Genomic DNA, 23,782 nt, shown 5'->3' on the forward strand with positions numbered 1-23,782 from the left:
GACTAGCACTAGTAATTAGAGACTGTTTTATGGCAACCCCTGGAAATCTGCCATTAGGTAACCAGAAAGGATTAGGCGAGCTATGGGCTCGCCTTCGTTTTCTTTTTTTAGCGATCATTGTGTATCGCGTGGGTACCCACATTCCGGTACCTGGCATTGACCCTGATCGTGTGGCGGCGCTGTTTAATCAGAACCAAGGCACAATCTTAGGGTTGTTCAATATGTTCTCCGGTGGTGCACTGGAGCGTATGAGTATCCTGGCTCTGGGCATCATGCCTTATATTTCGGCCTCGATTATCATGCAGCTGATGACCGCGGTAACGCCGTCATTGGAGCAATTGAAGAAAGAAGGTGACGCAGGACGCCGTAAGATTACCCAATACACTCGCTACCTCACCGTAGCGTTGGCCTTGGTTCAAGGTATGGGTATGGCGGTAGGACTTGCTGGTCAAGGTTTAGCCTACGGCGGTGAGCCAGGCTTTACTTTTTACTTTGTCGCTGTAGTTTCACTGGTCACCGGTGCCGTCTTTATGATGTGGCTGGGTGAGCAGATCACTGAGCGTGGTATTGGTAACGGCATTTCGATGCTGATTTTTGCCGGTATTGTCGCTGGATTGCCAAGTGCTGTTGGTCAGGCCTTTGAAAGTGCCCGCCAAGGTGACTTGCACATTCTGGTGTTGCTGGGCATGAGCTTCCTGGCCATTGCGGTGATCTGGTTCGTTGTTCGTATGGAGCGCGGCCAGCGTCGGATTACGGTAAACTACGCCAAGCGTCAGCAGGGCCGTAAGGTCTTTGCCGCGCAGAGCAGCCATTTGCCACTGAAAGTGAACATGGCGGGTGTTATCCCGGCAATTTTCGCTAGTAGCTTGTTGCTGTTCCCAGCCTCTATTGCCCAGTGGTTCGGCCAGGGTGGTGAAGGTGTTGGTAGTGATATTTTGCAAGAACTTGCTCTGGCCATTGGCCCGGGTCAGCCGCTGAACTTTATTTTGTTTGCGGCATTGATTGTGTTCTTCTGCTTCTTCTATACGGCGTTGATGTTTAACCCGAATGAAGTGGCCGATAACCTGAAGAAGTCCGGTGCTTATATCCCCGGTATTCGCCCAGGTGAGCAATCTGCGAAGTACATTGACAAGGTTCTGACCCGCTTGACTGTGGTTGGTGCCATCTATATTGCGGCTGTTTGTTTGCTTCCGCAGTTCCTGGTAGTAGCTACTAACGTACCTTTCTACCTGGGCGGAACCTCACTACTGATTGTTGTTGTGGTAGTGATGGACTTTATGTCACAAGTGCAGTCACACATGATGAGTCATCAGTATGATTCCATCATGAAGAAATCGAATTTAAAAGGTTATGGCAGCGGCATCGGCCGTTAGTCAGTAAAGTTGAGGTAGTTGGATCATGAAAGTTCGTGCTTCAGTTAAGAAGATTTGCCGGAACTGTAAAGTTGTACGTCGTAAAGGCACTGTTCGCGTTATTTGCAGTGCTGAGCCTCGTCACAAGCAGCGCCAAGGCTAAGAATTTAGCTGCAACTGGCTGGTATAGCAGTTGTGAGCTATAACCAAAGGCCAGCCCCTCGGGGCTGGCCTTTGGATTGGAGGCGTTGACTGTCGCTCGAAGGGAAACCTTCGGGCTATTGCTTTTTGGTGGTTTTACCGCTATTCTTTCGCGCCCTTTTGGCTCGCCTATGCCTTTTTGGTGGGTTTAGAGCCAATATTGAAGTGAAAAGAGTGGCGTAATACTACGTCAGCGCTGAATTTTAGATATACGTGGAGTAAGTTGAATGGCCCGTATTGCTGGTGTCAACATACCAGATAACAAACACGCCGTTATCTCCCTGACCTATGTTTTTGGGATCGGTAAAACCCGAGCTAAGCAGATCTGTGCCGCTACTGGTATCGCAGAATCTACCAAGATTAGCTCTTTGTCTGAAGATCAAATCGACGCACTGCGCGCCGAAGTTGGCAAGTTCACTGTAGAAGGTGATCTGCGCCGTGAAGTATCCATGAGCATCAAGCGCTTGATGGACCTGGGCTGCTTCCGCGGTCTGCGTCATCGTCGCAGCTTGCCAGTTCGTGGTCAGCGTTCTAAGACTAATGCACGTACCCGTAAGGGCCCGCGCAAGCCGATCAAGAAATAATCCTGCTGTTAACAGCAAGAGACAAGGTTAGGAGTTACTATGGCCAAGCCAAGTAAAACCACCCGTAAAAAGGTGAAAAAGACCGTTGTTGATGGCGTTGCTCATATTCATGCGTCTTTTAACAACACTATCGTGACTATTACTGACCGTCAGGGTAATACCCTGAGCTGGGCTACCGCTGGTGGTTCTGGTTTCCGCGGTTCACGTAAAAGTACCCCATTCGCTGCTCAGGTTGCTGCTGAGCGTGCTGGCGAAGCTGCCAAAGACTATGGTCTGAAAAATCTGGACGTAGAAGTTAAAGGTCCAGGACCTGGTCGTGAATCTGCTGTTCGCGCACTGAATAATGTTGGTTACAAAATCACTAACATTACTGACGTGACTCCGATTCCACACAACGGCTGTCGTCCGCCGAAGAAACGTCGCGTATAAGGGGGCTGAACAATGGCACGTTATATTGGACCAACTTGTAAACTGGCGCGTCGTGAAGGTACCGATCTTTTCCTGAAGAGCGGTGTTCGCGCGTTAGATTCAAAATGTAAAGCTGAAAACGCCCCAGGTGTTCACGGTATTCGTCGTGGCCGTCTGTCTGACTACGGTGTTCAGCTGCGTGAGAAACAAAAAGTTCGTCGTTTGTACGGCGTACTGGAAAAGAAATTCCGTCTGTACTACAAAGAAGCTGCCCGTCGTAAGGGTGCTACTGGTGAAAACCTGCTGAAGTTGCTGGAAGGTCGTCTCGATAACGTTGTTTATCGTATGGGCTTCGGTGCTACCCGTGCAGAAGCACGTCAGCTGGTATCTCACAAAGCGATTCAGGTTAACGGTGTAACTGTTAACGTCGCTTCTTTCCAGGTTAACCCTGGTGATGTAGTAGCTGTTCGTGAGAAAGCCAAAAACCAACTGCGTATTCAGCAGGCTCTGACTGTAGCCTCTCAACGCGCAGAGGTAGAATGGGTTGACGTTAATGCTGACAAGAAAGAAGGTACCTTCAAGCGTGTACCTGATCGTTCTGACCTGCCAGCAGAAATCAACGAAAACCTCATTGTAGAGCTTTACTCTAAGTAAGGGACTAATCGCTAAAGGTGTGGCTATGCAGAGTGCTGTAAACGAGTTTTTGACCCCGCGTCATATCGACGTTACTGAAACCGGCCCAACCCGTGCCAAAGTGGTTCTTGAACCACTGGAGCGTGGTTTCGGCCATACCCTTGGCAATGCGCTGCGTCGTATTCTGCTGTCTTCTATGCCTGGCTGCGCCATCATAGAAGCAGAGATCGACGGTGTACTGCACGAGTACAGCGCCATTGAAGGTGTACAGGAAGACGTAATCGAAATCCTGCTGAACCTGAAAGGCGTTGCCGTTGTAATGAACGGTAAAGATCAAGCTGTTCTGACCCTGAGCAAGAAAGGCCCAGGTGTTGTAACTGCTGGTGATATTCAGGTGGATCACGAAGTTGAGATCCGTAATCCTGAGCACGTAATTGCTAACATCACTGGTGATATCGACTTCAACATGAAGTTGACTGTTGCTCGTGGTCGCGGTTACCAGCCAGCTGATGCTCGTCGCAGTGACGACGAAGAGACTCGTGCAATTGGTCGTCTGCAACTGGATGCTTCTTACAGCCCGGTACGTCGTCTGTCGTACTCTGTTGAGAGCGCCCGTGTAGAGCAGCGCACTGACCTGGATAAACTGGTTCTGGACCTGGAAACCAACGGTACTATCGACCCTGAAGAAGCGATTCGTCGCGCGGCAACTATCCTGCAGCATCAGCTGGCAGTGTTTGTTGACCTGGAAGGTGAGAAAGAGTCTGAGCCTGAGCAACGCGAAGAGGAAATCGATCCTGTTCTGCTGCGCCCAGTTGATGACCTGGAGTTGACCGTACGTTCCGCCAACTGTCTGAAAGCAGAAAACATTTACTACATCGGTGACCTGATTCAGCGTACCGAAGTAGAGCTGCTGAAGACTCCGAACCTGGGTAAAAAGTCTCTTACCGAGATTAAAGACATTCTGGCTTCTCGTGGTTTGTCCCTCGGTATGCGTTTGGAAAACTGGCCACCAGCCAGCTTGAAGAACGACGACAGAGTTAATCCTTAAGTCATTCTAAGGTCCTCTTTTGCAGGGCTGACTTAAGTAGATTTGGTAAAGGGCCGTCACGCAAACAGAGGCGGCCATCAACAAGATTGTACGCTGCGCTTGCGCGGGCTTAGCAATCAAAAGTATAGGATTTAGAGTTATGCGTCATCGTCAAAGTGGCCGTCAACTGAATCGTAATAGCTCACACCGTAAAGCCATGTTCAAAAACATGAGCATTTCACTGGTTGAGCACGAGTTAATTAAAACTACCCTGCCAAAGGCAAAAGAACTGCGTCGCGTTCTTGAGCCTCTGATTACTCTGGGCAAGAAAGACAGCGTTGCTAATCGTCGTCTGGCTTTCTCTCGTCTGGGTAACAAAGCTGCTGTTGGCAAACTGTTCAACGAGCTGGGCCCTCGCTACGAAAGTCGTCCTGGTGGCTACATTCGTATCCTCAAGTGCGGTTACCGTACTGGCGATAAGGCACCAATGGCTTACGTTGAACTGGTAGATCGTCCAGTTGATGCGGAAGTTGTTGAAGAAGATTAAGTCTTAACAGGCTCTCTTCTGAGACATAAAAAAACCGGGTTTTTACCCGGTTTTTTTATGTCTGGAGTTTAAGGAATGCATTCATAGTTTTTTGTAACGGATTTGTCATCTTCTATAAATATTTGTTGTAAGCGTTGTAACAAAAAATTCATTTAATCTCTGCAAAATCCGACCGACATCACAAAGGCCTAATGCTAATAGGCTTTTAAAGGGGAAGGATTGTGAGATTAAAAGTAAGAACCAAATTAATACTACTGATTTTATTGCCGCTAGTTGCCTCAGCTGGTGTGGCTGGGCTGGCGATAAATGAACTGCAATCTGTTTCCCATACGGCCACGCGCTTAACTGAAGAGCGGTTGATTCCCGTCTGGCGATTAAATCGCATCGCCCGGCACTATACCCAGGGTATTGTTGATCTTGCCCATAAAACCCGTGGCCAAATGTTGTTCTGGGGTGAAGCTAAAAAAGCCCTGGAAGAGGCCAAGAGCACCATTAATACCGAGTGGGGCATTTACCGCAGTGGCCCGCTGACAGAGCGAGAAAAAGAGATTCTGGCCGATGGTGAAGAGGCTTTAGCAAAAGCTGAGGCTGCAATTGCGAAGCTGGAAGGTTTTATCGATGAAAAATCCAGTTATAGCATGGGGAGTTTCGTTGATCTGGAGCTTTACCCAAGCATCGAGCCTATTCTTGCGGTGCTTGATGAGCTGGTGCAGGTACAGGGCATGCTAGCTAATGAAGCTAGTACGGAGGCGCAAGCTGTTGCCGACAAGGCGCAGTTAAGTTTGTTGATTACGTTGGCGCTAGCGACTGTGCTGGTGATTGCCTTTGGTGTTTGGTTGTATACCGGTATTACTAATCGCCTGTCTCGTATGCTCAACACCATTACCACCATCGAGAAGAACAAAGATCTTACCGTGCGTGCGGATCTTCCTATGGGCGATGAATTCGGTGATATGGGGCGACGCTTCGACCGTATGATGACGGAAATTGGTGAGATGATTCGCGAACTACAAACCAGTGCCAACCAGGTGTATGGCGCTGCCGAAGAGTTGGTATTGGTGAGTGAAAAAACCCAAAGCCAGGCCAGTGAGCAGCAGGAGCAGATCAACCATATGGTGCAGGGGATGGATGAGGTTAATCAGGTGGCCAATACGGTGCTGACCAACGTCGCCCACGCCAATTCCGCCTCCACTGAAGCTGATGGCGCTGCCCAGCAGGGTAATTCCACCGTGATGGAGACTATGGCCTCAATTTCCGGTGTGTCCGATCAAGTGCAGGAAACTGCGTCTGGTATGTATGAGTTAAAAGAGGCAGGGGAAAATATCGGCAGTGTTTTGGCCGTTATTAAAGGCATTGCAGAGCAGACGAATCTTCTGGCGCTTAATGCTGCCATTGAGGCTGCTCGAGCCGGTGAGCAGGGGCGTGGATTTGCGGTGGTGGCTGACGAGGTGAGGCAACTTGCCAGCCGTACCTCTGAATCTACCAAAGAGATTCAGGAGATTATCGAAAACATCCAGCAGGGCACTCAGCGAGCGGCTGAGCAAATGGAGTCCGGTGAGCGTGCAGCTCGAGAAAGTGTGGAGCAGGCGCGCTTGGCGGGCCAATCGATTGAGGCCATTATCACCGGTGTATCCTTGATTGATGAGCGTACCCGTGCGATTGAGAACGCCAGTCAAAATCAGCAGGCTATTGTGGGTGAAGTAGGGGTTCGTGTGCAGCGCGTGGATGAGCTGGCCAGTCAGACCGCCGAGCTATCGACGCAGGCCACTGGGACCAGCCGGCAGGTCGCAGAATTGTCCCGTACCTTGGAGCAGCGTTTACAGCTGTTCTGTGCTTAATAGTCTGTTGGTGTTGGGTATAAAAAGAGAGGCACCTGAAACATCCTGTAAGCAGCTGCCTGATGAGGGAGAGTATCTTGGTTTATGTTGTGCGTACTTAAAGGTGCATCAAATTAAGCAGTGAATAGTGAGCGGCTGCTGCCAGCAACGGGCACAGCACCAGGAAAGTCATTTCTCTTAGTCCAAACTGAATATCCATACCGCCAACCTCGCTTTTGTGTTCATGTGATAGCCGTGAAGACCATCATCTGGTCTATTAACTGTAGGCCCAGATTGGGGATTTTGTAGTGCGAAATTGCGCCAATATGTGTAAGAAATATCCCACAGATCGCGGCGCCACGAATAGGGTGTCAATGCTGAAGAGCGTTAGTTAATTAAGATTGCTCGTGCAGCAGCAGGGCGGCTTTTCGCTCGCAGCCCCAGTGGTAATTACCAATGTCGCCATCCTGGCGAATAACGCGATGGCAGGGGATCAACAGGCCGATAGGGTTTTGTGCCACGGCGGTGCCCACCGCTCTGCTCGCGCCGGTCTTGCCGATGGCAGATGCCAGTTGACCATAACTGGTTAACTGTCCTGCAGGCAGGCGAATCAGTGCCTCCCATACCTTGTGTTGAAAGGGGCTGCCGATAATGTGCAGCTGTAGTTCTCTGTGGGGTAAAAAGAGCTGGCTGGCTATCTTCTGGTGCGCGGGGTTATGGTGGGAGTGTTGAAAGCTGGCGTTGGGCCAGCGCTGTAGAAGTTCTGCCTCACCGCAGTCTTGTTCGCTGAAATCCAGGTAGCACAAGCCTCTGTCAGTTGTGGCGAGTAAAGCTCGGCCAATAAGGGTCGGCTGCCAACTGTATTCAATATGCAGGCCCTGGCCTTTACGTCGCACGCTGCCCGGGGTCATGGCATCCCAGTGCAAACACAAGTCATGCAGGCGGCTTGGGCTGCTCAGGCCACTGGCCAGGCTGGTGTTTAGCACATCCTCGCCTTCACTTAGTCGGGTGAGGCAGGACTGGCGGGTAAGGAACTGTAAAAACGCTTTGGGTGATAATCCCGCCCACTGCTGGAACAGACGCTGGGTGTAGTGCGGGCTTAAACCAATATGCGTGGCAATCTGTTCCAGCGAGGGCTGTTGCTGCAGGTGATCGCGGATATAGCAGATAGCTAAAGCGATCTTATGATAGTTTTCCGATGTTGGGGGCGGGGCTGGCTTGTTCATGCTGGCAGTCTACCCCGTTTAGGTTGCTAAACCACCCGATTCTTGTCATTAGCTGTCGATTACCCACTGGTGTTGATTAAGCTGTTATTCAGTTACTCCGCGTATCTTAGGTGGTGTGATGAGATGTAAGTTGTTGGAATCAAATAACAAAAAGAATTGATATGGAACATTGCGATAGCCCTAGCTTATATGTCAGCATGGGCCTCCAATAAGAATTTATATACCTGATTGATTGTCCTGATTTATTGTAATTTGAAAGGAGAAAGACACATGATGAAACGTGTTGTTAAAGCTGCACTGTTGAGTGCTGCGGTAGTGGCTATGGCGCCACAGGTTTCACTGGCTGGTGATGCGGCGGCAGGTAAAGCCAAGGCGGCTATGTGCGCTGCTTGTCACGGCGCTAATGGTATCGCCAGTGTGCCTACGTACCCTAACCTGGCTGGCCAAAACGCTCCTTACCTGGAGTCCGCGTTGAAAGCTTACAAGCTTAAGCAGCGTTCCGGTGGTCAAGCGGCCATTATGTATGGCATGGCGGCTGGTTTGAGCGATGCTGATATTGCGAATCTGGCGGCTTACTATAGTGGTTTGAAGTAAGAGCAGCTTGAAATAAGCGTCAGCTATCTAATAAAAAAGGCCGAAGCAGTTCCCTGCTTCGGCCTTTTTTTGTGTCCTGGATTAGGTATTAGGCTTCTTTCAAAGCCGCTACCAGATCCAGAATCGCGCCTTTACCGTCGCCGAACAACATCAGGGTGTTGTCTTTAGCGAACAGTGGGTTAGGCAGACCGGCGAAACCGGCAGACAGAGAACGCTTAACCACAACCACGGTTTTGGCTTTGTCCACGTTCAGAATTGGCATGCCGTAGATTGGGCTACCTTTGTCTTCACGGGCCATTGGGTTGGTTACGTCGTTCGCACCGATTACGATGGCAACGTCAGTTTGCTCAAAGGTCGGGTTGATAACATCCATTTCCTTCAGCTTGTCGTAGGAAACTTCTGCTTCTGCCATCAGTACGTTCATGTGACCAGGCATACGACCGGCAACCGGGTGAATGGCGTATTCAACTTCAATACCCATTTCTTCCAGAGTGTCAGACAGATCACGTACGGCGTGTTGAGCCTGAGCCATCGCCAGACCAAAACCAGGCACGATCACAACGCGGCGGGCGGTTTCCAGCAGCATACCGACTTCATCCGGGGAGCTGGATTTAACCTTGCCGGCGTAGACTTCGTCGGCATCCATGGTTTCGCCAGCTTCAGCCATAACACCGAAGAGTACGTTGAACAGGGAGCGGTTCATCGCCACACACATGATTTGTGTCAGGATGATACCGGAGGCACCTACCAGAGAACCGGTCACGATCAGAGCGCTGTTGCCCATCACAAAACCAGCCGCTGCTGCTGCAATACCGGAGTAGGAGTTCAGCAGGGCGATAACCACAGGCATATCGGCACCACCGATTGGCATTACCAGCAGGATCCCCATAACACAGGCCGCCGCAACAATGCCCCAGAAAACCTGGGTGTTGGTTGGGTCGGTGGTCATGTAACCGATGGCGATAATAGAGCCTACCAGCAGGATAGCGTTAACCGCTTTCATGCCTGGGAAGCCTTTAGGCTGGCCATCAATCAGTTCTTGCAGTTTGGCAAACGCCACAAAAGAACCGGTCAGGGTTACTGAGCCAATAAATACCGCAGCACCGGTGGCAATCATGGCTACTGTGCCCATGCCTGCGCCTACACCGGTAGCAGCGCCCACAGCTTCAGCAGCCGCTGCAGCCAAGTCACCTTGTGCGGCAGGTTGAGACTTCAGGAACTCTGCGGCAGCAATGGCCAGAGATGCACCACCACCAAAACCGTTCAGCAGAGCAATCAGCTGAGGCATCGCGGTCATCTGAATCTTGATAGCCAGGGTGGCGCCAACGATAGCACCTACAACGGCACCAGCAATGATCCACTCGAAGCTAACGATTTCGTTGTTCAGCAGGGTTACAACAATCGCCACCAGCATACCGCTGGCCGCAAGTTGGTTACCACGAACAGCGGTTTTAGGCTTGGACAAGCCCTTGATGCCCAGAATAAACAGGGACGCCGCAACAATGTAGGCGATTTCGATCAAGTTCGCATTCATGACTTACTTCCTCTTGAACATCGCCAGCATGCGGTTGGTCACCATAAAACCACCCACTACGTTAATGGTCGCCAGAGCAACGGCAATGAAGCCCAGCACGTTTACCATGGTTTCGTTACCACCGTGGCCGGCAGCCAGAATGGCGCCGACGATGGTAATACCGGAAATGGCATTGGTACCCGACATCAGTGGGGTGTGAAGTGTGGGTGGAACCTTGGTGATCAGTTCGAAACCCAGGAATACGGCCAAGACGAACAAGGCCAGATGCATAATACTCATATCCATGATCTAGTCCTCTTATTCAGCGGTGGCAGGTTCGGGTTGGGCGATACCGAGAAGTTCTTTCAGGCGAGGCTGAACGACTTCTCCGTTTAGGCTAACCACGGTGTCGTGCACAATCTCGTCCTCGAAATCGAGGTTGATATTGCCTTCATCATCGACCAGGTGGGCCAGCAAGTTTTCAATATTCTTGCCGTACATCTGGCTGGCGTGATGAGCCACGCTGGCAGGGACATGGCTTGGGCCAAGGATAGTCACGCCGTTAACGACGACTTCTTTGTCCAGCTCAGTCAGTTCACAGTTACCACCTTTTTCTGCTGCCAGGTCAACAATGATGGCGCCAGGCTTCATGGACTGAACCATTTCAGCGGTAATCAGAATAGGGGATTTCTTACCAGGCACGGCGGCGGTGGTAATCACGATATCCTGTTGTGACAGTACGTCGGCCATAGCAGCTTGCTGGGCTTTAATAAACTCAGCAGATTGCTCTTTGGCGTAACCGCCACTGGTTTCAGTGTTTTCCGCTTTAATATCCAGCTCTACTGGCTTGGCGCCAACAGACAGGATTTGCTCTCGGGCGGCAGGGCGTACGTCGTAGGCTTCTACCACGGCACCTAAACGCTTGGCGGTAGCACAGGCCTGCAGGCCAGCAACACCGGCACCCATAATAAAGGCGCGAGCGGGCTTCAGAGTACCGGCAGCAGTCATGTTCATAGGGAACATTTGCTTGCTTTGCTCTGCGGCAATTAATACGGCTTTGTAACCAGCAATCATGGCCATAGACGAAAGAACGTCCATTGCCTGAGCACGGGTAATACGTGGAATCAGTTCCATTGCAACGCCGGTGACTTTGCGGTCAGCCAGAGTTTGGGCGAATTCCGGGTTTGCCAGAGGGTCCATCATGCCAACCAGAATTTGGTTGTCACGCAGCTTATCCAGGTCCCCTGCTGGGTCTTCCTGGGTAAAGCCTTGGGTCTGCACCTGAACAATAATGTCAGCCTGGCTAAATATGCTATTGCGGTCCTGTAGTTTTGCACCAGCCTCTTCATAGGCTTGGTCGCTATGGCCTGCTTGAGCGCCAGCACCGGGTTCAATCAGGATTTCTCGTCCTAATTTCACCAGAGCTGCCACATTTGCAGGGATTAAGCCGACTCGACTTTCCCCTGCGCGGGCTTCTTTGGGTACACCAATGATCACAAGCTTGATCCTCCGTAGTAGGCTCTTTTGAGCACACATCATTTAAAGAACTACTGCTTTGTCTCTGTCTTTAAGTGCTAAACGTATAATTGTTGTTATAAATGCCCTTATTTTGGGCGGCCTGCGATTTTACCCGAACACGCCATAAGGCAACAGTTTATTTTTTGTCTGATAACTATAGATTTTGGCTATCACGGTCTGGGGCAGGTCTGTGGTGTCGCTCCAGTCGCGGTGCCAGTCAGGTCGGGGTACGACCCGCAGGCTCGGACCCCTTGGTTCGGAGGGAGGCGGATGGGAGGAGGGCGGGGACTGGTCCTGCGAGTCAGCCCCCATCTTGGGCATCAGCGCAGGGCAATGCCTCTGACCCAGTTCTTAAAGCCGTTAATGGCATTCTGGTGGGAAGATTTACAGATATTCTGGATCGGCTTATGCAGGGTTTTGATATGTTCCGGATTACAGCTCTGCTGGAGGGTCGACAGTACCTGCTTACTGTCCAGAATAGCGTCGGAGTCGAACAGTTCGGGATGAATCTCATAGACCCCGGCCAGGGTGATCAGGCTTTCCTCACTAAAATCCGCCTGGGTTTGCTGTTGGCGCATGGCCAGGAAGCGGGTGCGGTTGATAAAGCGTTTGATGCGCCTTGGTGTTGGCCGGGTATCGCCCACTGCCTTGCTCCATTTCTCCATACTGGTTTCAAATTGTTGGCTATCTGTTACCACGACTCTTTGGCGTTGGCGAATACGTTCGTAGGCAATATAGGCGAAAAATAAAACAGTGATCAGCAGGGGCAGGATAATCCACTGTAGTTCTGTGGTGGAGGTTTGTGGGGTGTAGGTGAGTTGTGTTGAGTCCTCTGTATTATTATCGTTTTCAGGTGATGTACCTGTAATCTCCTCCGGGTTGATGCCTGTGTCATCGGCGATATTAGTTTGAGCGATTTTGTCGGCCGTTAGTTCAGTTTTATTGTTTTCATCGGCTGCAGTTGTTGATGTCTCTGGAAGCGGGAAGGTTTGTCCCAGGTAGATGCCGCCAGCCAACAGGGCTAATGTGCATACAAGAGTAGCGCCAGCTCGTAGCGCAATTTTTTTCCAGGCGTTGTCTTTACTGGTGTTGCTGGTTTTATCGGGGGTTGCCAGGGAAGCGGACTGTTGCGCGCTGGTTTCCGGTACTGGCACTTCGATATTCACCAGTTTTTCCAGATAGCGGTGGGCTTTGGCTTGCAGTTCTTCTTCGCTAAGCCCAATGTGGGTATTGCGATAGTAGTTGGCAATGGCTTTGACGACTGGCTCCTCTTCCATGCCCATGATGACATAGCAATGGCCATTGGATACCAGGAAATTAACAGTCTCCAATATATCGAGGATACGCTTTTCATTGCAGCGATCGAGATCATCAATAACGATAGTCAATGTCGTTGGGCTTAAGGCTTTGCACAGATCTTCGAACTCGCCAATAAATTGCTCCCGCAAACCAATCATGGAGCGCAGGTCCAGCGGTTTGCGATTGGCGCCAATCAGTTTTTTAAACCAGGTGTTGCCGGTAAGGTTGGCGATATTGGTGCCGACCAGTGACACCGTAATACCGAAAGACATTAGGGCGGACAGCCATGGACTGTGTTTCGCTAAATCGGTAGATTTTCCACTAACTATTGTTTCGTCAGGGATAATAAAGTTGCCTGTCGTCATCCAGTAACCCAGTGGCACAATTAATAGCGCCAGGGCGGCTATGGAGCGAGCGGGATTCTTTTGTACCCGCAACCAGAGCAAATTAAATTGAAAAATCAGGTTGGCGGCACTGAAGGTGGGTGGCAGGGCTTCCTGGCGAATACGCTCCAGCAGACCGGCGAGAAATTGCGTTTCATTTTGGTGGTGCCAGGCGTTGACCCAAACAGGTCGAATTTGATGTTTGGTGAGGTCATTGCAAATCAATTTCATCAGTGATGATTTACCGCAGCCCCACTGACCAACAATCGCGGTGGTCAGTGGTGGTCGGGTACGTTCGTTACGCAGGAAACGCGACATAGCCAGGGCGATGGGCTTGAACTCAAGGCGGTCATTTTTAACATCGTCTATTGGTGCGTCGCTGATAAAGAAATCATCCAGCGCATTGCCTAGGGATGTTTGTGCGGCAACCGGCATGACTAACAATACAATGCCTGCGCCGGTAAAAAGCAGTGCCAGTGTTATCGCAATAGGACTTGGGTAGTGTTTTGGTGTCAGTGTATTCCAATTGCTATTGCCAAAATATTCAGCCATAGCGAAATGACTGGCGGCAATGGTTTTCCAGCCGTTGTCATTTTGTTGATGTTGCAGAATACCGTTGTCCGTTAGGCGCCATTGGTCCTGATCGTTTTGGATAATCCGGGCTTGCAGTTGTTTGTTTTCCCCTTTCCAGCGCAGGTTAATGGATTCTCGCAGTGTTGTTTCCTGCTCGGGGATAGCTTGGGATTGTTGTTGGGGAAGATACAGGGCGGGATTAAACGATACCCTGACATAATTGGTTTGCGGCTGGGTTACAGCTTTGCTTTGCGGGCGAGTAATGTCTCGCTGCATCGTAATATTGTAGGGAGAGATACTTCCCTGTTTGACCAAAATGCGTTGCACCGTATCGGTCATATTGCCGCCCAGATAACGGTCGCGTTTTTGATCTTTGGCGCTGACATAAGGCGTCAGTAGTAGTTCTGTGATTTGCGGAGAGCCATCAGCCGCTTCAAACCCGAGAGGCAGATAACCTTTTTCTTCGCGCAAGGGGAAGCGTTGTTGGTCAATAAAACGAATCAGTGCATCCAGGTCTGCGCGACCCTGTTTGGTTATGGCAGTTGATCCACCTTCGAAGGTAATGACAGTTGTGGGTAGTTGAGGAGAAGGTTGTGGAGAGATTGTTTGCTTTGGTGTTGCAGTGTTAACTGCGGTGAGGGTGCCTGCGCTATCGATGGTTGTCGCTAGGGTTTCGTCTGCTTTGGCTACCAGCATCTTATCGCCTTGCGCCTGTATCTGATTGTCTCCGTCAAGGATGTTATACACAGGCAGTTTCAGTGGTGCATTGCTTTCCTGTGCTTCAATCCACCAGTGATAGCTAAAACGCTGATTGCCATCGCTAAAGGGGTTATCCGGCGTTGGAGCAAACAGGGTTGTTAGCCAGCAGCCGATAATGGCAATCAGAAACAAGCTGGCGCTGAGTAGGTAACGGTTGGATGTAATAGGAGGGCGACTGGGTGTCGCTGGATCAGCGGATGGAGGTGTTGTCGTTGTTTCGTTAGTAGAAGTAGATTCTGGTGGTTCGCTAAAGCGTAAGTCGTCCCGATACTGGGCTTTGTTTTCTTCGGCTTTGCTATAAGACTCTTTGGCCGTCATAACACCCTCCCTATGCTATCTATGATCCCAAGGGGTGATTGTGCCATGCCGGGGTGGCATGGCAAGCATGTAGGGTGAAGTGGACGCCGAAACAAGGTTGTTGGCGCCAGAATCTGAGAGATATTAGCTGTTGCTTGCGGCCAAAATAGGCTTGAGGAAGCGCCCGGTGTGAGACGCTTTCTTTTTCGCTACCTGTTCCGGTGTGCCGGAGGCAATAATCTGCCCGCCACCACTGCCGCCTTCTGGGCCTAGATCCACCAGCCAGTCGGCGGTTTTGATGACGTCCAAATTGTGTTCAATCACCACAACGGTATTGCCGTGATCGCGCAGGCGATGCAGTACACTTAACAGTTGTTGGATGTCGTGAAAGTGCAAACCTGTGGTTGGCTCGTCGAGAATATACAGGGTCTTGCCGGTATCGCGCTTGGACAGTTCCTTCGCCAGTTTCACCCGTTGGGCTTCACCACCAGACAGGGTAGTGGCGGCCTGACCCAGGCGGATATAAGACAGGCCTACATCCATCAGGGTTTGCAGTTTGCGGGCAATGGCGGGAATGGCATCGAAAAATTCCCGTGCGTCTTCCACTGTCATATCCAGCGCTTCGTGAATATTCTTGCCCTTGTATTTAATCTCCAGGGTTTCGCGGTTGTAGCGTTTGCCTTTACAGACATCACAAGGCACATACACATCCGGTAGAAAGTGCATTTCCACTTTTACCACACCGTCACCCTGGCAGGCTTCACAGCGGCCGCCTTTCACATTAAAGCTAAAGCGACCTGGTTTATAGCCCCGTGAACGCGCTTCCTGGGTGCCGGAAAATAATTCACGGATGGGGGTGAAGATACCGGTGTAAGTAGCCGGGTTAGAGCGTGGTGTGCGGCCAATGGGGCTTTGGTCAATATCGACACACTTGTCGAAATTATCCATGCCGTGCACGGCTTTGTGTGGCGCAGCTTTTAGTGTAGTGGCCCCATTGAGCGCGGTTGCGGCCAAGGGATAAAGGGTAGCATTGATGAGGGTAGATTTTCCGGATCCCGATACGCCAGTGACGCAGGTCATCAGGCCCACTGGAATTTCCAGGGTAACTTCTTGCAGGTTGTTGCCGCTGGCGCCTTCCAGTACAAGGGTTTGATCTTTGTTAAAGGGCGTTCTGTTTTCGGGGATAACAATCTGCTTTTTACCTGACAGATAATCGCCGGTAAGTGAGCCCTTGGTTTTCATGATTTTTTTAACATCGCCCTGGGCAATCACTTCACCACCGTGGACGCCAGCCCCTGGGCCAATATCAATCACATGGTCGGCGGTGCGAATGGCATCTTCATCGTGTTCAACCACGATCACCGTGTTGCCCAGATCGCGCAAGTGAGTCAGCGTATTTAGCAGGCGATCATTGTCTCGTTGGTGCAAACCAATAGAGGGCTCATCGAGGATATACATCACCCCGACAAGGCCGGCGCCAATTTGGCTGGCCAAGCGAATGCGTTGGGCTTCACCGCCGGAGAGGGTGTCGGCACTGCGATTAAGGGTCAGGTAATTAAGGCCAACATCCACCAAAAACTTAAAGCGGTCGCGCAGTTCTTTAAGTACCTTGTCGGCGATTTCGGCCTTGGCGCCCTCGAAGGTGAGTTGCTCAAAATAAGCAAATGCTTCACCGACCGGTAACGTGGTTATTTCCGGCAGGGTGCGGTTATCCACAAAAACATTGCGGGCATCTTTGCGCAAGCGGGTGCCTTCACACTCCGGACAGTTTTGGCTGGAAACGAATTTGGCTAGCTCTTCACGCACGCTTTGGGATTCGGTTTCCTTGTAGCGGCGGCTCATATTATTTATCACGCCTTCAAAAGTGTGATTGCGCTGGTAGGTATCGCCCTTGTCATTGGCATAGCTGAAGTTAATCACTTCATCGCCTGAGCCATAGAGGATGACGTCGCGGTGCTTTTTCTTGAGTTTTTTCCAGGGGGTATCAATGGAAAACCCATAGTGGTCAGATAGCGAGGTCAGCAGGTGGAAGTAGTAATAATTGCGTCTGTCCCAACCGCGAATGGCGCCTTCAGCCAAGGAGGCTTCTGGAAATTGGATGACCTTGTCTTCATCGAAATACTGGCTGACACCCAGGCCGTCACAGCTGGGACAGGCGCCAGCGGGATTGTTAAATGAGAACAGCCGAGGTTCCAGCTCAGTTAATGAGTAATCGCACACGGGGCAAGCGTGTTTGGCTGAGAAGGTGCGATCCTCTTCCTCGCCATCCATAAAACTGATGGCGGCCAGGCCGTCGGTGAGTTGTAGGGCAGTTTCGAAAGATTCAGCCAGGCGTAACTGTAAGTCATCGCGGACTTTAAAGCGGTCGACGACCACTTCAATGGTGTGTTTCTTTTTCTTGTCCAGCGCGGGCACATCATCCAGGTCAACGACCAGGCCATCGATACGGGCGCGGACAAAGCCGTCACGGCGCAACTGCTCAAAGGTATGTAAATGTTCACCTTTCCGGTTACGCACCAGTGGCGCCAGCAGCATAATTTTGCTGCCCTCCGGCAGTGCCAGAACCTGATCAACCATTTCGCTAACGGTCTGTGCCGCCAGTGGTTCGCCATGAATTGGGCAGCGAGGTTCGCCGACACGCGCAAACAGTAAGCGCAGGTAATCGTAGATTTCGGTAATAGTGCCTACGGTCGAACGGGGATTGTGGGACGTTGATTTCTGCTCGATGGAAATCGCTGGGCTCAAGCCTTCCACATGATCGACATCCGGCTTTTCCATCATCGACAGGAATTGGCGGGCATAGGTGGACAGAGATTCAACGTAGCGCCGTTGGCCTTCGGCGTAGAGGGTATCAAAGGCCAGGGAGGATTTGCCGGAGCCCGACAGGCCGGTGATAACAATCAGCTTGTCACGGGGAATGTCGAGGTCAATATTCTTCAGGTTATGGGTGCGGGCGCCACGTACAAAAATCGTATCCACGAAAGTCTACCTAACTGCGGGTCAAGCCAGCCAGTATACGATGTTTTGCCAAGTGAGGCTAAATATCCCTCTTATGCCATATGTTCTTTAGCCCAGTTGCAGGCTTGCAGGCGATTGCGAACCCCAATCTTTTTGAAGATGTTATACAGGTGGCTTTTGATGGTGTGTTCACTGACGTGGATTATTTTGGCTATCTCGTGATTGGTTGAGCCATCAACAAGGTATTGCAGAATTTCCTGTTCGCGTTTGGTCAGTGGATTGGTGTTGGTTGCCAGGCGTGGAGACTGGCGATATTTTTCCAGCAGTTGTTGTGTCACTTTACGCGGTAGCCAGTGAGCGCCGTTGAGGATTTCTTGCAGACCATTAAGTAGTTGGGACTGTGTGGTGTCTTCGTAGAAGATACCTTTGACTTGCGGCCAGGATGCCAGCTCTTCATAGGATAGATCCTGGGCGGTGTTAAGCAGGGCGACTTTGGTGGTGTTGTTGGCTTTGTCGAGTTTGCCCAGCAGTGTGTGGGCGGCTTGCGGGGTGAAACTGTGGCAATCAATCAGTAGCAGTTCACAGTAGGCTGTCAGGCTCTCAGTAGAATCAAATTCGATGAGTTGGCAACTTTGCTGCAGCTCTTTTTCCAGTATGTCAATTAGGATTCCTGTTTGCAGGTTTTGGTTGCCTGCCAGTAGGATGTTGGGAGTTTGCTCGGCAGCGCGCTTGTCCAAAAGCGCGTTGTGGGGGGCTGCTATTGGCGACGTCATGATAAATCCTTGTCCTGTGTTGCTCTTCCTTGAGGCCAGCTGTGAGAGTTCTGGCCACTATCGCGGTGGGCAAGGATAGAGCTCTTAAGTTACAGCTGCAAGTACGTCAGTCAATATAATGAGAAAATAAGAAAATAAGCTTAGGCTTTTATTTTTTCAGATTTTAGCTCTTTCAAAATGCAAATGTTTTTTGTTGTTATTGTGAAGTTGGTCACTGCGATTTAGCCTTAAATACAAGTGTCGTTTGTTCGATAGTCGCCATTACAAATGCTCCAGTGTTAACACCTCTCGCGCCCAATTGCATGCTTGTAATCGGCTTTTGACGCCAAGTTTTTTATAGAGATTGTAGAGGTGACTTTTTACCGTGTGTTCGCTGACATGAAGTGCGTTGGCAATGGTGGCATTGGATGCGCTTTCACAAATGAGGTTGAGAATTTGTTTTTCCCGGCGGGTCAGGTGTGGAAGCTGTCTTGTGCCGACAGGTGGTTTTCTGTTTTCGTCAAGAAAGCGGTGCAGAAGTTGGCGTGGCATCCAAAAATCACCGGTTAGCATATGGTTAATGCCTCTCAGTAGTTTTTCTTCACACAGTGGCGGGTGAAAAATACCTTTCACGCAGGGCCATTCAATCAGGTTTTCGTAGCGGGAGCCTGTGGGAACGTTAATCAGGGCGCACAAAGGGGATTCTGGTTGATTGATGTGCTCGCGAAACCAGGCGCGCAGTTGGGAAATGCTATTGTGTTGACAATCGAACAGGCAGATTAACTCTGAGCTGGGAGTGTTGTCGTTGAACGGCAGAACTCTGCATTCCATACTCATTCGATCAGCAATGACTTGGGCGAGCAGCGAAGTGCGTAGGTCGGGACAATTACAACGAATAACAATAAGGCCATCATTGGCCTTCTGTTGTGGGCTATGCGATAGCATGTGCAAATCCTTTGCGTTGAGTGCTTCAGTAACCGGTTTTTATTGTTGTTTGGTTTACATCTTCGGCAGTCCAGCCGAGGCGCTGTACTATCTAGCCATACTATCTAGTCATTGTTGCAAACTGGCCACTACTCTTAAGGCTATCAGCGCAGGCAGGATAATCACTCTGGGGGAGGGGTGCAATTGAGTTGCGATTTTGGATGCCAAAATTCAGCAGAAAGTAGTGCTATTGCTCAAAAAGCAGGTCTTGTAGAAGGGCGCATAAAAAGGTGAGCGCATAAAAAACGGCGAACCATGCTTGCATGTTTCGCCGTTTCCGTTTTCTGGATTAGGGGTGCGGCTTATTGGCCGGCAGCAGTTGCCTCAGCGCCGCCCAAACCGCCAATCACGGCACTGGCAACCAGGCCTTCGTTGTAGCCTGCATCCAGGGCCATATCCTGAACGTTGGAGGCCAGCATTGGGCGCTCGCTCACAACGGCCATGATAAGGTCATTGGCTTCGCCAACACTGGCGTTGGTCAGAGTGCTGTCTAGCTCTGCCAGCATTTGGGCATCGCTGATGGAGTCGATCAGGTCGGAGGCATCTGCCAGGGCGATGGAAACTTCGGCATTGGCCACACTGGCAGCCAGCATATTGATAGCTTCCTGGCCGCGTACTTCGCGGATGGCGTCTTCAGCGCTGGCAACAGCGAGGGTCAGTTCGGCGTCAGCCACAACCGCTGCCAGTTGATTCATGGCCTCTTGGGCTCTAACTTCGGCAATCGCCACCTCTGCACCGGTTACGGCCAGGGTCAGTTCTGCGGAAGCAACGCTGGCATTTAGCGCGTCCAGAGCGGGTTGAGCGTCGACTTTTGTCGCCGCTGAAGCTGCCAGTGGCAGTGCAAGGCTCACGCCCAGAGCCAAAATAGATTTCTTCATATCGATCATCACCAAGTCCATCGTGTTGTTATTGTTGCAGGATGACATGCATAAAATTTAAGCGATCCTAGTCTAGCTCTGTGGAACATTAGTTGCAATGCGCGCCACAAGCTTAGAGAAAACTCTTATAGATATGGCGGTATTTATGCCTAAATCACAGGCCTGTTCCTTGCCTGAACGCTCAAGTTTACCGTGAACCTCGGGGCTGGGTACTACCGACAGGCGGGGTGAATTGCTAAAATCGCCGCTTTTTCCGCTTCTCTTTTAGGGTTTTAAGCCCCGGTTTTAGGATTTTTTATGTCTGCAGTCCCCTTTGAACGCCGTGCGGTTGCCTCGCTGGCGAGTCTCTATGCCTTCCGCATGTTGGGGCTATTTATGGTGCTGCCCGTGCTTAGCCTCTATGGCGAGGTGTATGACGGCAGTTCACCATTAATGCTGGGGGTGGCACTGGGGGCCTATGGCTTTACCCAGGCCATTTTGCAGATTCCTTTTGGCATGTGGTCCGACCGTTGGGGGCGCAAACCGGTAATCGTGGTCGGTTTGTTGCTGTTTGCTCTGGGGAGTGTGGTTGCGGCCCAGGCCTCCACGGTTTATGAGTTGATTATTGGTCGCTGCCTGCAGGGCGGTGGAGCAATCGCCAGTGCGATTATGGCATTAGTGGCTGATCTCACCAGTGATGAGAATCGTACCAAGGCCATGGCTGCGATAGGTGCTTCTATTGGCCTGTCGTTTTCTGTGGCGCTGGTGCTGGGGCCTGTGATATCGGCAGGTTACGGTTTATCCGGTATTTTCTGGCTGACGGCGGTGTTAGCCTTGGTGGGTATCGTTATTCTGTTGCGCTGGGTTCCGACGCCGGTCATCACTCAGGCTCGAAGCCACCGTGATGCCGGTGCTGTTCCCGAGCTGTTAGGCCGCACGCTACGCAATCGGGAGCTGATGCGCCTGAATGTCGGGGTGGGAGTTTTACACTGTGTGCTAATGGCGACGTTTGTGGTTATGCCGCTGATTTTGGAGCAGCAGTTGGGGATCAGCCGTGAGCAGCACTGGCAGTTGTACCTGCCCATGTTGGTATTGGCCTTTATTGCTATGGTGCCTTTTATGATTGTGGCGGAGAAGCGCCGCAAGATTAAGCCGGTGTTCCTTGGCGCTGTGGGGCTGTTAGGTGCGATGGAGTTGGTGATGGCGGCCAGCCTGGATGCGAGCCTGGTGTTTCTGGCGGGGCTATTTTTGTTTTTCACCGCCTTTAATTTGCTAGAGGCCACTCTGCCTTCGTTAATGAGCAAGGCTGCGCCTGCAGGCAGTAAAGGCACGGCCTCGGGCATCTATTCCACCAGCCAGTTTATGGGGGCCTTCATCGGTGGTGTCGGTGGTGGTTGGCTGCTGCAGGAGCATGGTGTCGGCGCTGTATTCGCCTGCTCGACGGTTATGATCGCTATCTGGTTGGCAGTGGCTATGACAATGAGTACGCCTCGCTTCCTAACCAGTGTGCAGGTGCCTCTGGAGGGGCAGGACCCCGCAGCGGCAGAGGCGCGTTTGGGCGCTTTGCCCGGTGTTGCAGAGGTGGTCATTATTGCCGAAGAGCAAGCCGCCTACCTGAAAGTGGATAACAAGCTGTTTGACCGGCAGGCCCTCAAATCCAGCTAAATCGATACTCAATCAAGACTTTTGGTTGAATTTTTGCCTTTTCAGGTCCGCCCCATTTTTTCTTGGGGCAGGCTAGTGTAAGCTGCCATCATTGCTGCCCGGGGTCTCGGGCAGGTCTGGACGTTTATTTGATTGTTTTGATTATAAAGCAGCACCCTATAGAGGTGCTCTATAGATATTGTTAGGAGAAAATTATGGCCCGTGGCGTCAATAAAGTGATTCTGGTGGGGAACTGTGGCCAGGATCCGGATACCAAGTTTATGCCGTCTGGCGGTGCTGTAACCAATATCAGTGTGGCTACTAGTGAGTCCTGGAAGGACAAGCAAACTGGCCAGCCACAGGAGCGTACCGAGTGGCATCGTGTGGTGTTCTTTAACCGTCTGGCAGAAATCGCCGGCGAATACCTGCGCAAAGGTAGTAAAGTCTATATTGAAGGCTCTCTGCGTACGCGCAAATGGCAGGATCAGAGTGGTCAGGACCGTTACACTACTGAAATCGTTGCCAGTGAAATGCAGATGCTGGATAGCCGCGGCGATAATGCCGGTATGGGCGCGGGTGCAGGCGCAGGTATGGGAGCAGGCAATAACATGGGCGGTGGCTTCCAGCCACAAGCAGCTCCGCAGGCCGCAGCGCCTCAAGCGGGTGGTTTCCCGCCGCAGCAGCCAGCAGCACCTCAGCAGCCTATGGGGCAGCCACAGCAAGCTCAGCCTCAGGCTCAGCAGCCGCAGCCAGGTATGCAGCCTCAGCAACAGCCCCAGCAGGGTTTCCAACCTCAGCAACCTGCGGCCGCACCGCAACAGCCTGCGGGCTTTGATTCTTTTGACGACGATATTCCGTTCTAAGGTCGTCCGTTCTACACTTAATCTCAGAGCGCGTGTTGTAAAGCACGCCATCTGAGGTTATGCCTCAATCCAATTCGTTTAATTAACCTGTAGTCACGCATTTTTGTGGTCAGTAAACTGCTTTTAACCGATGCATATTCGGCGCTGGGCTCTGCTATCAGTCACACTCTGGAGTCGCGTCCCTATAACTTGCTTATGCCTGAGCCTGGTGAAATAGACTGGGGGCAGCCTGAAGCGGTTATGTCTTATCTGGATGAGCACCGTCCCGCTGTTGTCATTAACAGTTTGGGCTGGGCGGAGAAGCCGGATGTCACCCAGCAGCTATTGTTGGTGACTGCGGCGAAGCATTTGGCGGCAGCCTGCCATTCTTTGGATATAGTTCCGATTCACCTTTCCAGTTTTCGCGTATTTGGTGGAGAGAATAAGTCTGCCTATGATGAGCGAGACAAGCCTTCACCGCTTGGTCCCGAGGGGCGGGCCTTTCTTGAAGCAGAGCGTAGTTTCGAAGGTTTGAAGCGGCATATTAACTTGCGCCTGAGTTGGGTATTAAGTGAAGACCCGTCCTCGCTGGTGCAGCGTTATTTGTCGGCACTGACCCGTGCAGACGGTGTGCTGGAATTGCTGGAGGATTACCGCGGTGCGCCTACCCATGCGGGAGATGTTGCACGAGTCATTTCCGCGATGATTCCGCAGATCCATCATGGCGCAGAGAACTGGGGTGCCTTTCACTATGCCAGTAGTGAAGCCGTTACGGAAGTTGAGGTGGTTGAAGCTTTAGCCGAGGTTCTGGGTGAGAGTAATAAGCTAAAAGGGCGTTGGCAGCTGCAGGAGCTCAATGAGGAGGATGCTGTGGTAGCACCGTCCAGTGCCGTGTTGAGTGTACGCCGCTGTCGCGACAATTTTGGTGTGCAGACACATGGCTGGCGCCAAGGGTTAAAGAGCCTGGTAGATCATATCTTGCAGGGGGCTGTGCTGCCTTCTTAATATTGACTC

At 51.3% G+C, this 23,782-nt stretch carries 21 protein-coding genes; 12 read left to right on the forward strand and 9 right to left on the reverse strand.

The features are described 5' to 3' along the window. The first annotated feature begins 29 nt into the window (after window positions 1-29). The 8 genes from secY (at window position 30) to ACGHZ6_RS02420 (ending at window position 6,590) form a co-directional block, all read left to right on the forward strand. A complete protein-coding gene (secY, locus tag ACGHZ6_RS02385; protein WP_390617188.1) occupies window positions 30-1,373 on the forward strand; it encodes a preprotein translocase subunit SecY in 1,344 nt (447 codons plus the stop codon). Between the two features lie 25 nt (window positions 1,374-1,398). Beyond that, window positions 1,399-1,515: a 50S ribosomal protein L36 gene (gene rpmJ, locus ACGHZ6_RS02390; protein WP_390617189.1), complete on the forward strand. Its 117-nt coding sequence runs from the start codon at window positions 1,399-1,401 to the stop codon at window positions 1,513-1,515. Window positions 1,516-1,780: 265 nt separating this feature from the next. After that, window positions 1,781-2,137 carry a 30S ribosomal protein S13 gene (rpsM, locus tag ACGHZ6_RS02395; RefSeq protein WP_390617190.1) on the forward strand — a complete coding sequence of 119 codons (357 nt, stop codon included), beginning with the start codon at window positions 1,781-1,783 and terminating at the stop codon, window positions 2,135-2,137. Between the two features lie 39 nt (window positions 2,138-2,176). After that, a complete protein-coding gene (gene rpsK / locus ACGHZ6_RS02400; protein ID WP_390617191.1) occupies window positions 2,177-2,566 on the forward strand; it encodes a 30S ribosomal protein S11 in 390 nt (129 codons plus the stop codon). Between the two features lie 12 nt (window positions 2,567-2,578). Next, complete coding sequence (rpsD, locus tag ACGHZ6_RS02405) at window positions 2,579-3,199, forward strand: 30S ribosomal protein S4 (RefSeq protein WP_390617192.1); 621 nt, start codon at window positions 2,579-2,581, stop codon at window positions 3,197-3,199. Between the two features lie 25 nt (window positions 3,200-3,224). Further along, window positions 3,225-4,226, forward strand: a complete 1,002-nt coding sequence (locus tag ACGHZ6_RS02410) for a DNA-directed RNA polymerase subunit alpha (protein ID WP_390617193.1) — start codon at window positions 3,225-3,227, stop codon at window positions 4,224-4,226. 139 nt (window positions 4,227-4,365) lie between these two features. Continuing rightward, window positions 4,366-4,752 carry a 50S ribosomal protein L17 gene (rplQ, locus tag ACGHZ6_RS02415; RefSeq protein ID WP_390617194.1) on the forward strand — a complete coding sequence of 129 codons (387 nt, stop codon included), beginning with the start codon at window positions 4,366-4,368 and terminating at the stop codon, window positions 4,750-4,752. A 221-nt stretch (window positions 4,753-4,973) separates the two neighbouring features. Then, window positions 4,974-6,590, forward strand: a complete 1,617-nt coding sequence (locus ACGHZ6_RS02420; RefSeq protein WP_390617195.1) for a methyl-accepting chemotaxis protein — start codon at window positions 4,974-4,976, stop codon at window positions 6,588-6,590. A 374-nt stretch (window positions 6,591-6,964) separates the two neighbouring features. On the opposite strand, the gene ACGHZ6_RS02425 is transcribed toward ACGHZ6_RS02420, so the two are convergent. Then, complete coding sequence (locus ACGHZ6_RS02425) at window positions 6,965-7,795, reverse strand: methylated-DNA--[protein]-cysteine S-methyltransferase (protein ID WP_390617196.1); 831 nt, start codon at window positions 7,793-7,795, stop codon at window positions 6,965-6,967. A gap of 270 nt (window positions 7,796-8,065) precedes the next feature. On the opposite strand from ACGHZ6_RS02425, the gene ACGHZ6_RS02430 reads away from it, so the two are divergent. Then, on the forward strand, window positions 8,066-8,389 hold the full coding sequence (locus ACGHZ6_RS02430; protein WP_390617197.1) for a c-type cytochrome: 324 nt from the start codon (window positions 8,066-8,068) through the stop codon (window positions 8,387-8,389). Window positions 8,390-8,477: 88 nt separating this feature from the next. Here the strand turns inward: ACGHZ6_RS02430 and ACGHZ6_RS02435 are convergent, their stop codons facing one another. The 8 genes from ACGHZ6_RS02435 to ACGHZ6_RS02470 all read right to left on the reverse strand — a co-directional run bounded on the left by ACGHZ6_RS02435 (window position 8,478) and on the right by ACGHZ6_RS02470 (window position 20,351). After that, window positions 8,478-9,923 (reverse strand): NAD(P)(+) transhydrogenase (Re/Si-specific) subunit beta, encoded by a 1,446-nt coding sequence (locus tag ACGHZ6_RS02435; RefSeq protein WP_390617198.1) that lies wholly within the window; start codon window positions 9,921-9,923, stop codon window positions 8,478-8,480. A gap of 3 nt (window positions 9,924-9,926) precedes the next feature. Next, window positions 9,927-10,208, reverse strand: a complete 282-nt coding sequence (locus ACGHZ6_RS02440) for an NAD(P) transhydrogenase subunit alpha (RefSeq protein WP_390617199.1) — start codon at window positions 10,206-10,208, stop codon at window positions 9,927-9,929. A 12-nt stretch (window positions 10,209-10,220) separates the two neighbouring features. Continuing rightward, a complete protein-coding gene (locus ACGHZ6_RS02445) occupies window positions 10,221-11,399 on the reverse strand; it encodes a Re/Si-specific NAD(P)(+) transhydrogenase subunit alpha (protein WP_390617200.1) in 1,179 nt (392 codons plus the stop codon). Between the two features lie 341 nt (window positions 11,400-11,740). After that, the gene (locus ACGHZ6_RS02450) at window positions 11,741-14,752 is read right to left on the reverse strand and encodes a P-loop NTPase fold protein (RefSeq protein WP_390617201.1); all 3,012 of its coding nucleotides are present in this window, start codon (window positions 14,750-14,752) and stop codon (window positions 11,741-11,743) included. A 123-nt stretch (window positions 14,753-14,875) separates the two neighbouring features. Next, window positions 14,876-17,710, reverse strand: coding sequence for an excinuclease ABC subunit UvrA (uvrA, locus tag ACGHZ6_RS02455; RefSeq protein ID WP_390617203.1), 2,835 nt, complete (start codon window positions 17,708-17,710; stop codon window positions 14,876-14,878). A 71-nt stretch (window positions 17,711-17,781) separates the two neighbouring features. Further along, window positions 17,782-18,462, reverse strand: a complete 681-nt coding sequence (locus ACGHZ6_RS02460; RefSeq protein ID WP_390617204.1) for a LuxR C-terminal-related transcriptional regulator — start codon at window positions 18,460-18,462, stop codon at window positions 17,782-17,784. 261 nt (window positions 18,463-18,723) lie between these two features. After that, window positions 18,724-19,386, reverse strand: coding sequence for a LuxR C-terminal-related transcriptional regulator (locus ACGHZ6_RS02465; RefSeq protein WP_390617205.1), 663 nt, complete (start codon window positions 19,384-19,386; stop codon window positions 18,724-18,726). Window positions 19,387-19,727: 341 nt separating this feature from the next. After that, window positions 19,728-20,351 (reverse strand): hypothetical protein, encoded by a 624-nt coding sequence (locus ACGHZ6_RS02470; protein ID WP_390617206.1) that lies wholly within the window; start codon window positions 20,349-20,351, stop codon window positions 19,728-19,730. A 249-nt stretch (window positions 20,352-20,600) separates the two neighbouring features. On the opposite strand from ACGHZ6_RS02470, the gene ACGHZ6_RS02475 reads away from it, so the two are divergent. The 3 genes from ACGHZ6_RS02475 (at window position 20,601) to ACGHZ6_RS02485 (ending at window position 23,773) form a co-directional block, all read left to right on the forward strand. Further along, window positions 20,601-21,947 carry an MFS transporter gene (locus tag ACGHZ6_RS02475; protein ID WP_390617207.1) on the forward strand — a complete coding sequence of 449 codons (1,347 nt, stop codon included), beginning with the start codon at window positions 20,601-20,603 and terminating at the stop codon, window positions 21,945-21,947. Window positions 21,948-22,141: 194 nt separating this feature from the next. Then, window positions 22,142-22,789 (forward strand): single-stranded DNA-binding protein, encoded by a 648-nt coding sequence (gene ssb / locus ACGHZ6_RS02480; RefSeq protein ID WP_390617208.1) that lies wholly within the window; start codon window positions 22,142-22,144, stop codon window positions 22,787-22,789. Window positions 22,790-22,894: 105 nt separating this feature from the next. Further along, window positions 22,895-23,773: a sugar nucleotide-binding protein gene (locus tag ACGHZ6_RS02485; protein WP_390617209.1), complete on the forward strand. Its 879-nt coding sequence runs from the start codon at window positions 22,895-22,897 to the stop codon at window positions 23,771-23,773. Window positions 23,774-23,782 lie beyond the last annotated feature (9 nt).

This window comes from Maricurvus nonylphenolicus (assembly GCF_042854845.1).
GTDB lineage: Bacteria > Pseudomonadota > Gammaproteobacteria > Pseudomonadales > Cellvibrionaceae > Maricurvus > Maricurvus nonylphenolicus.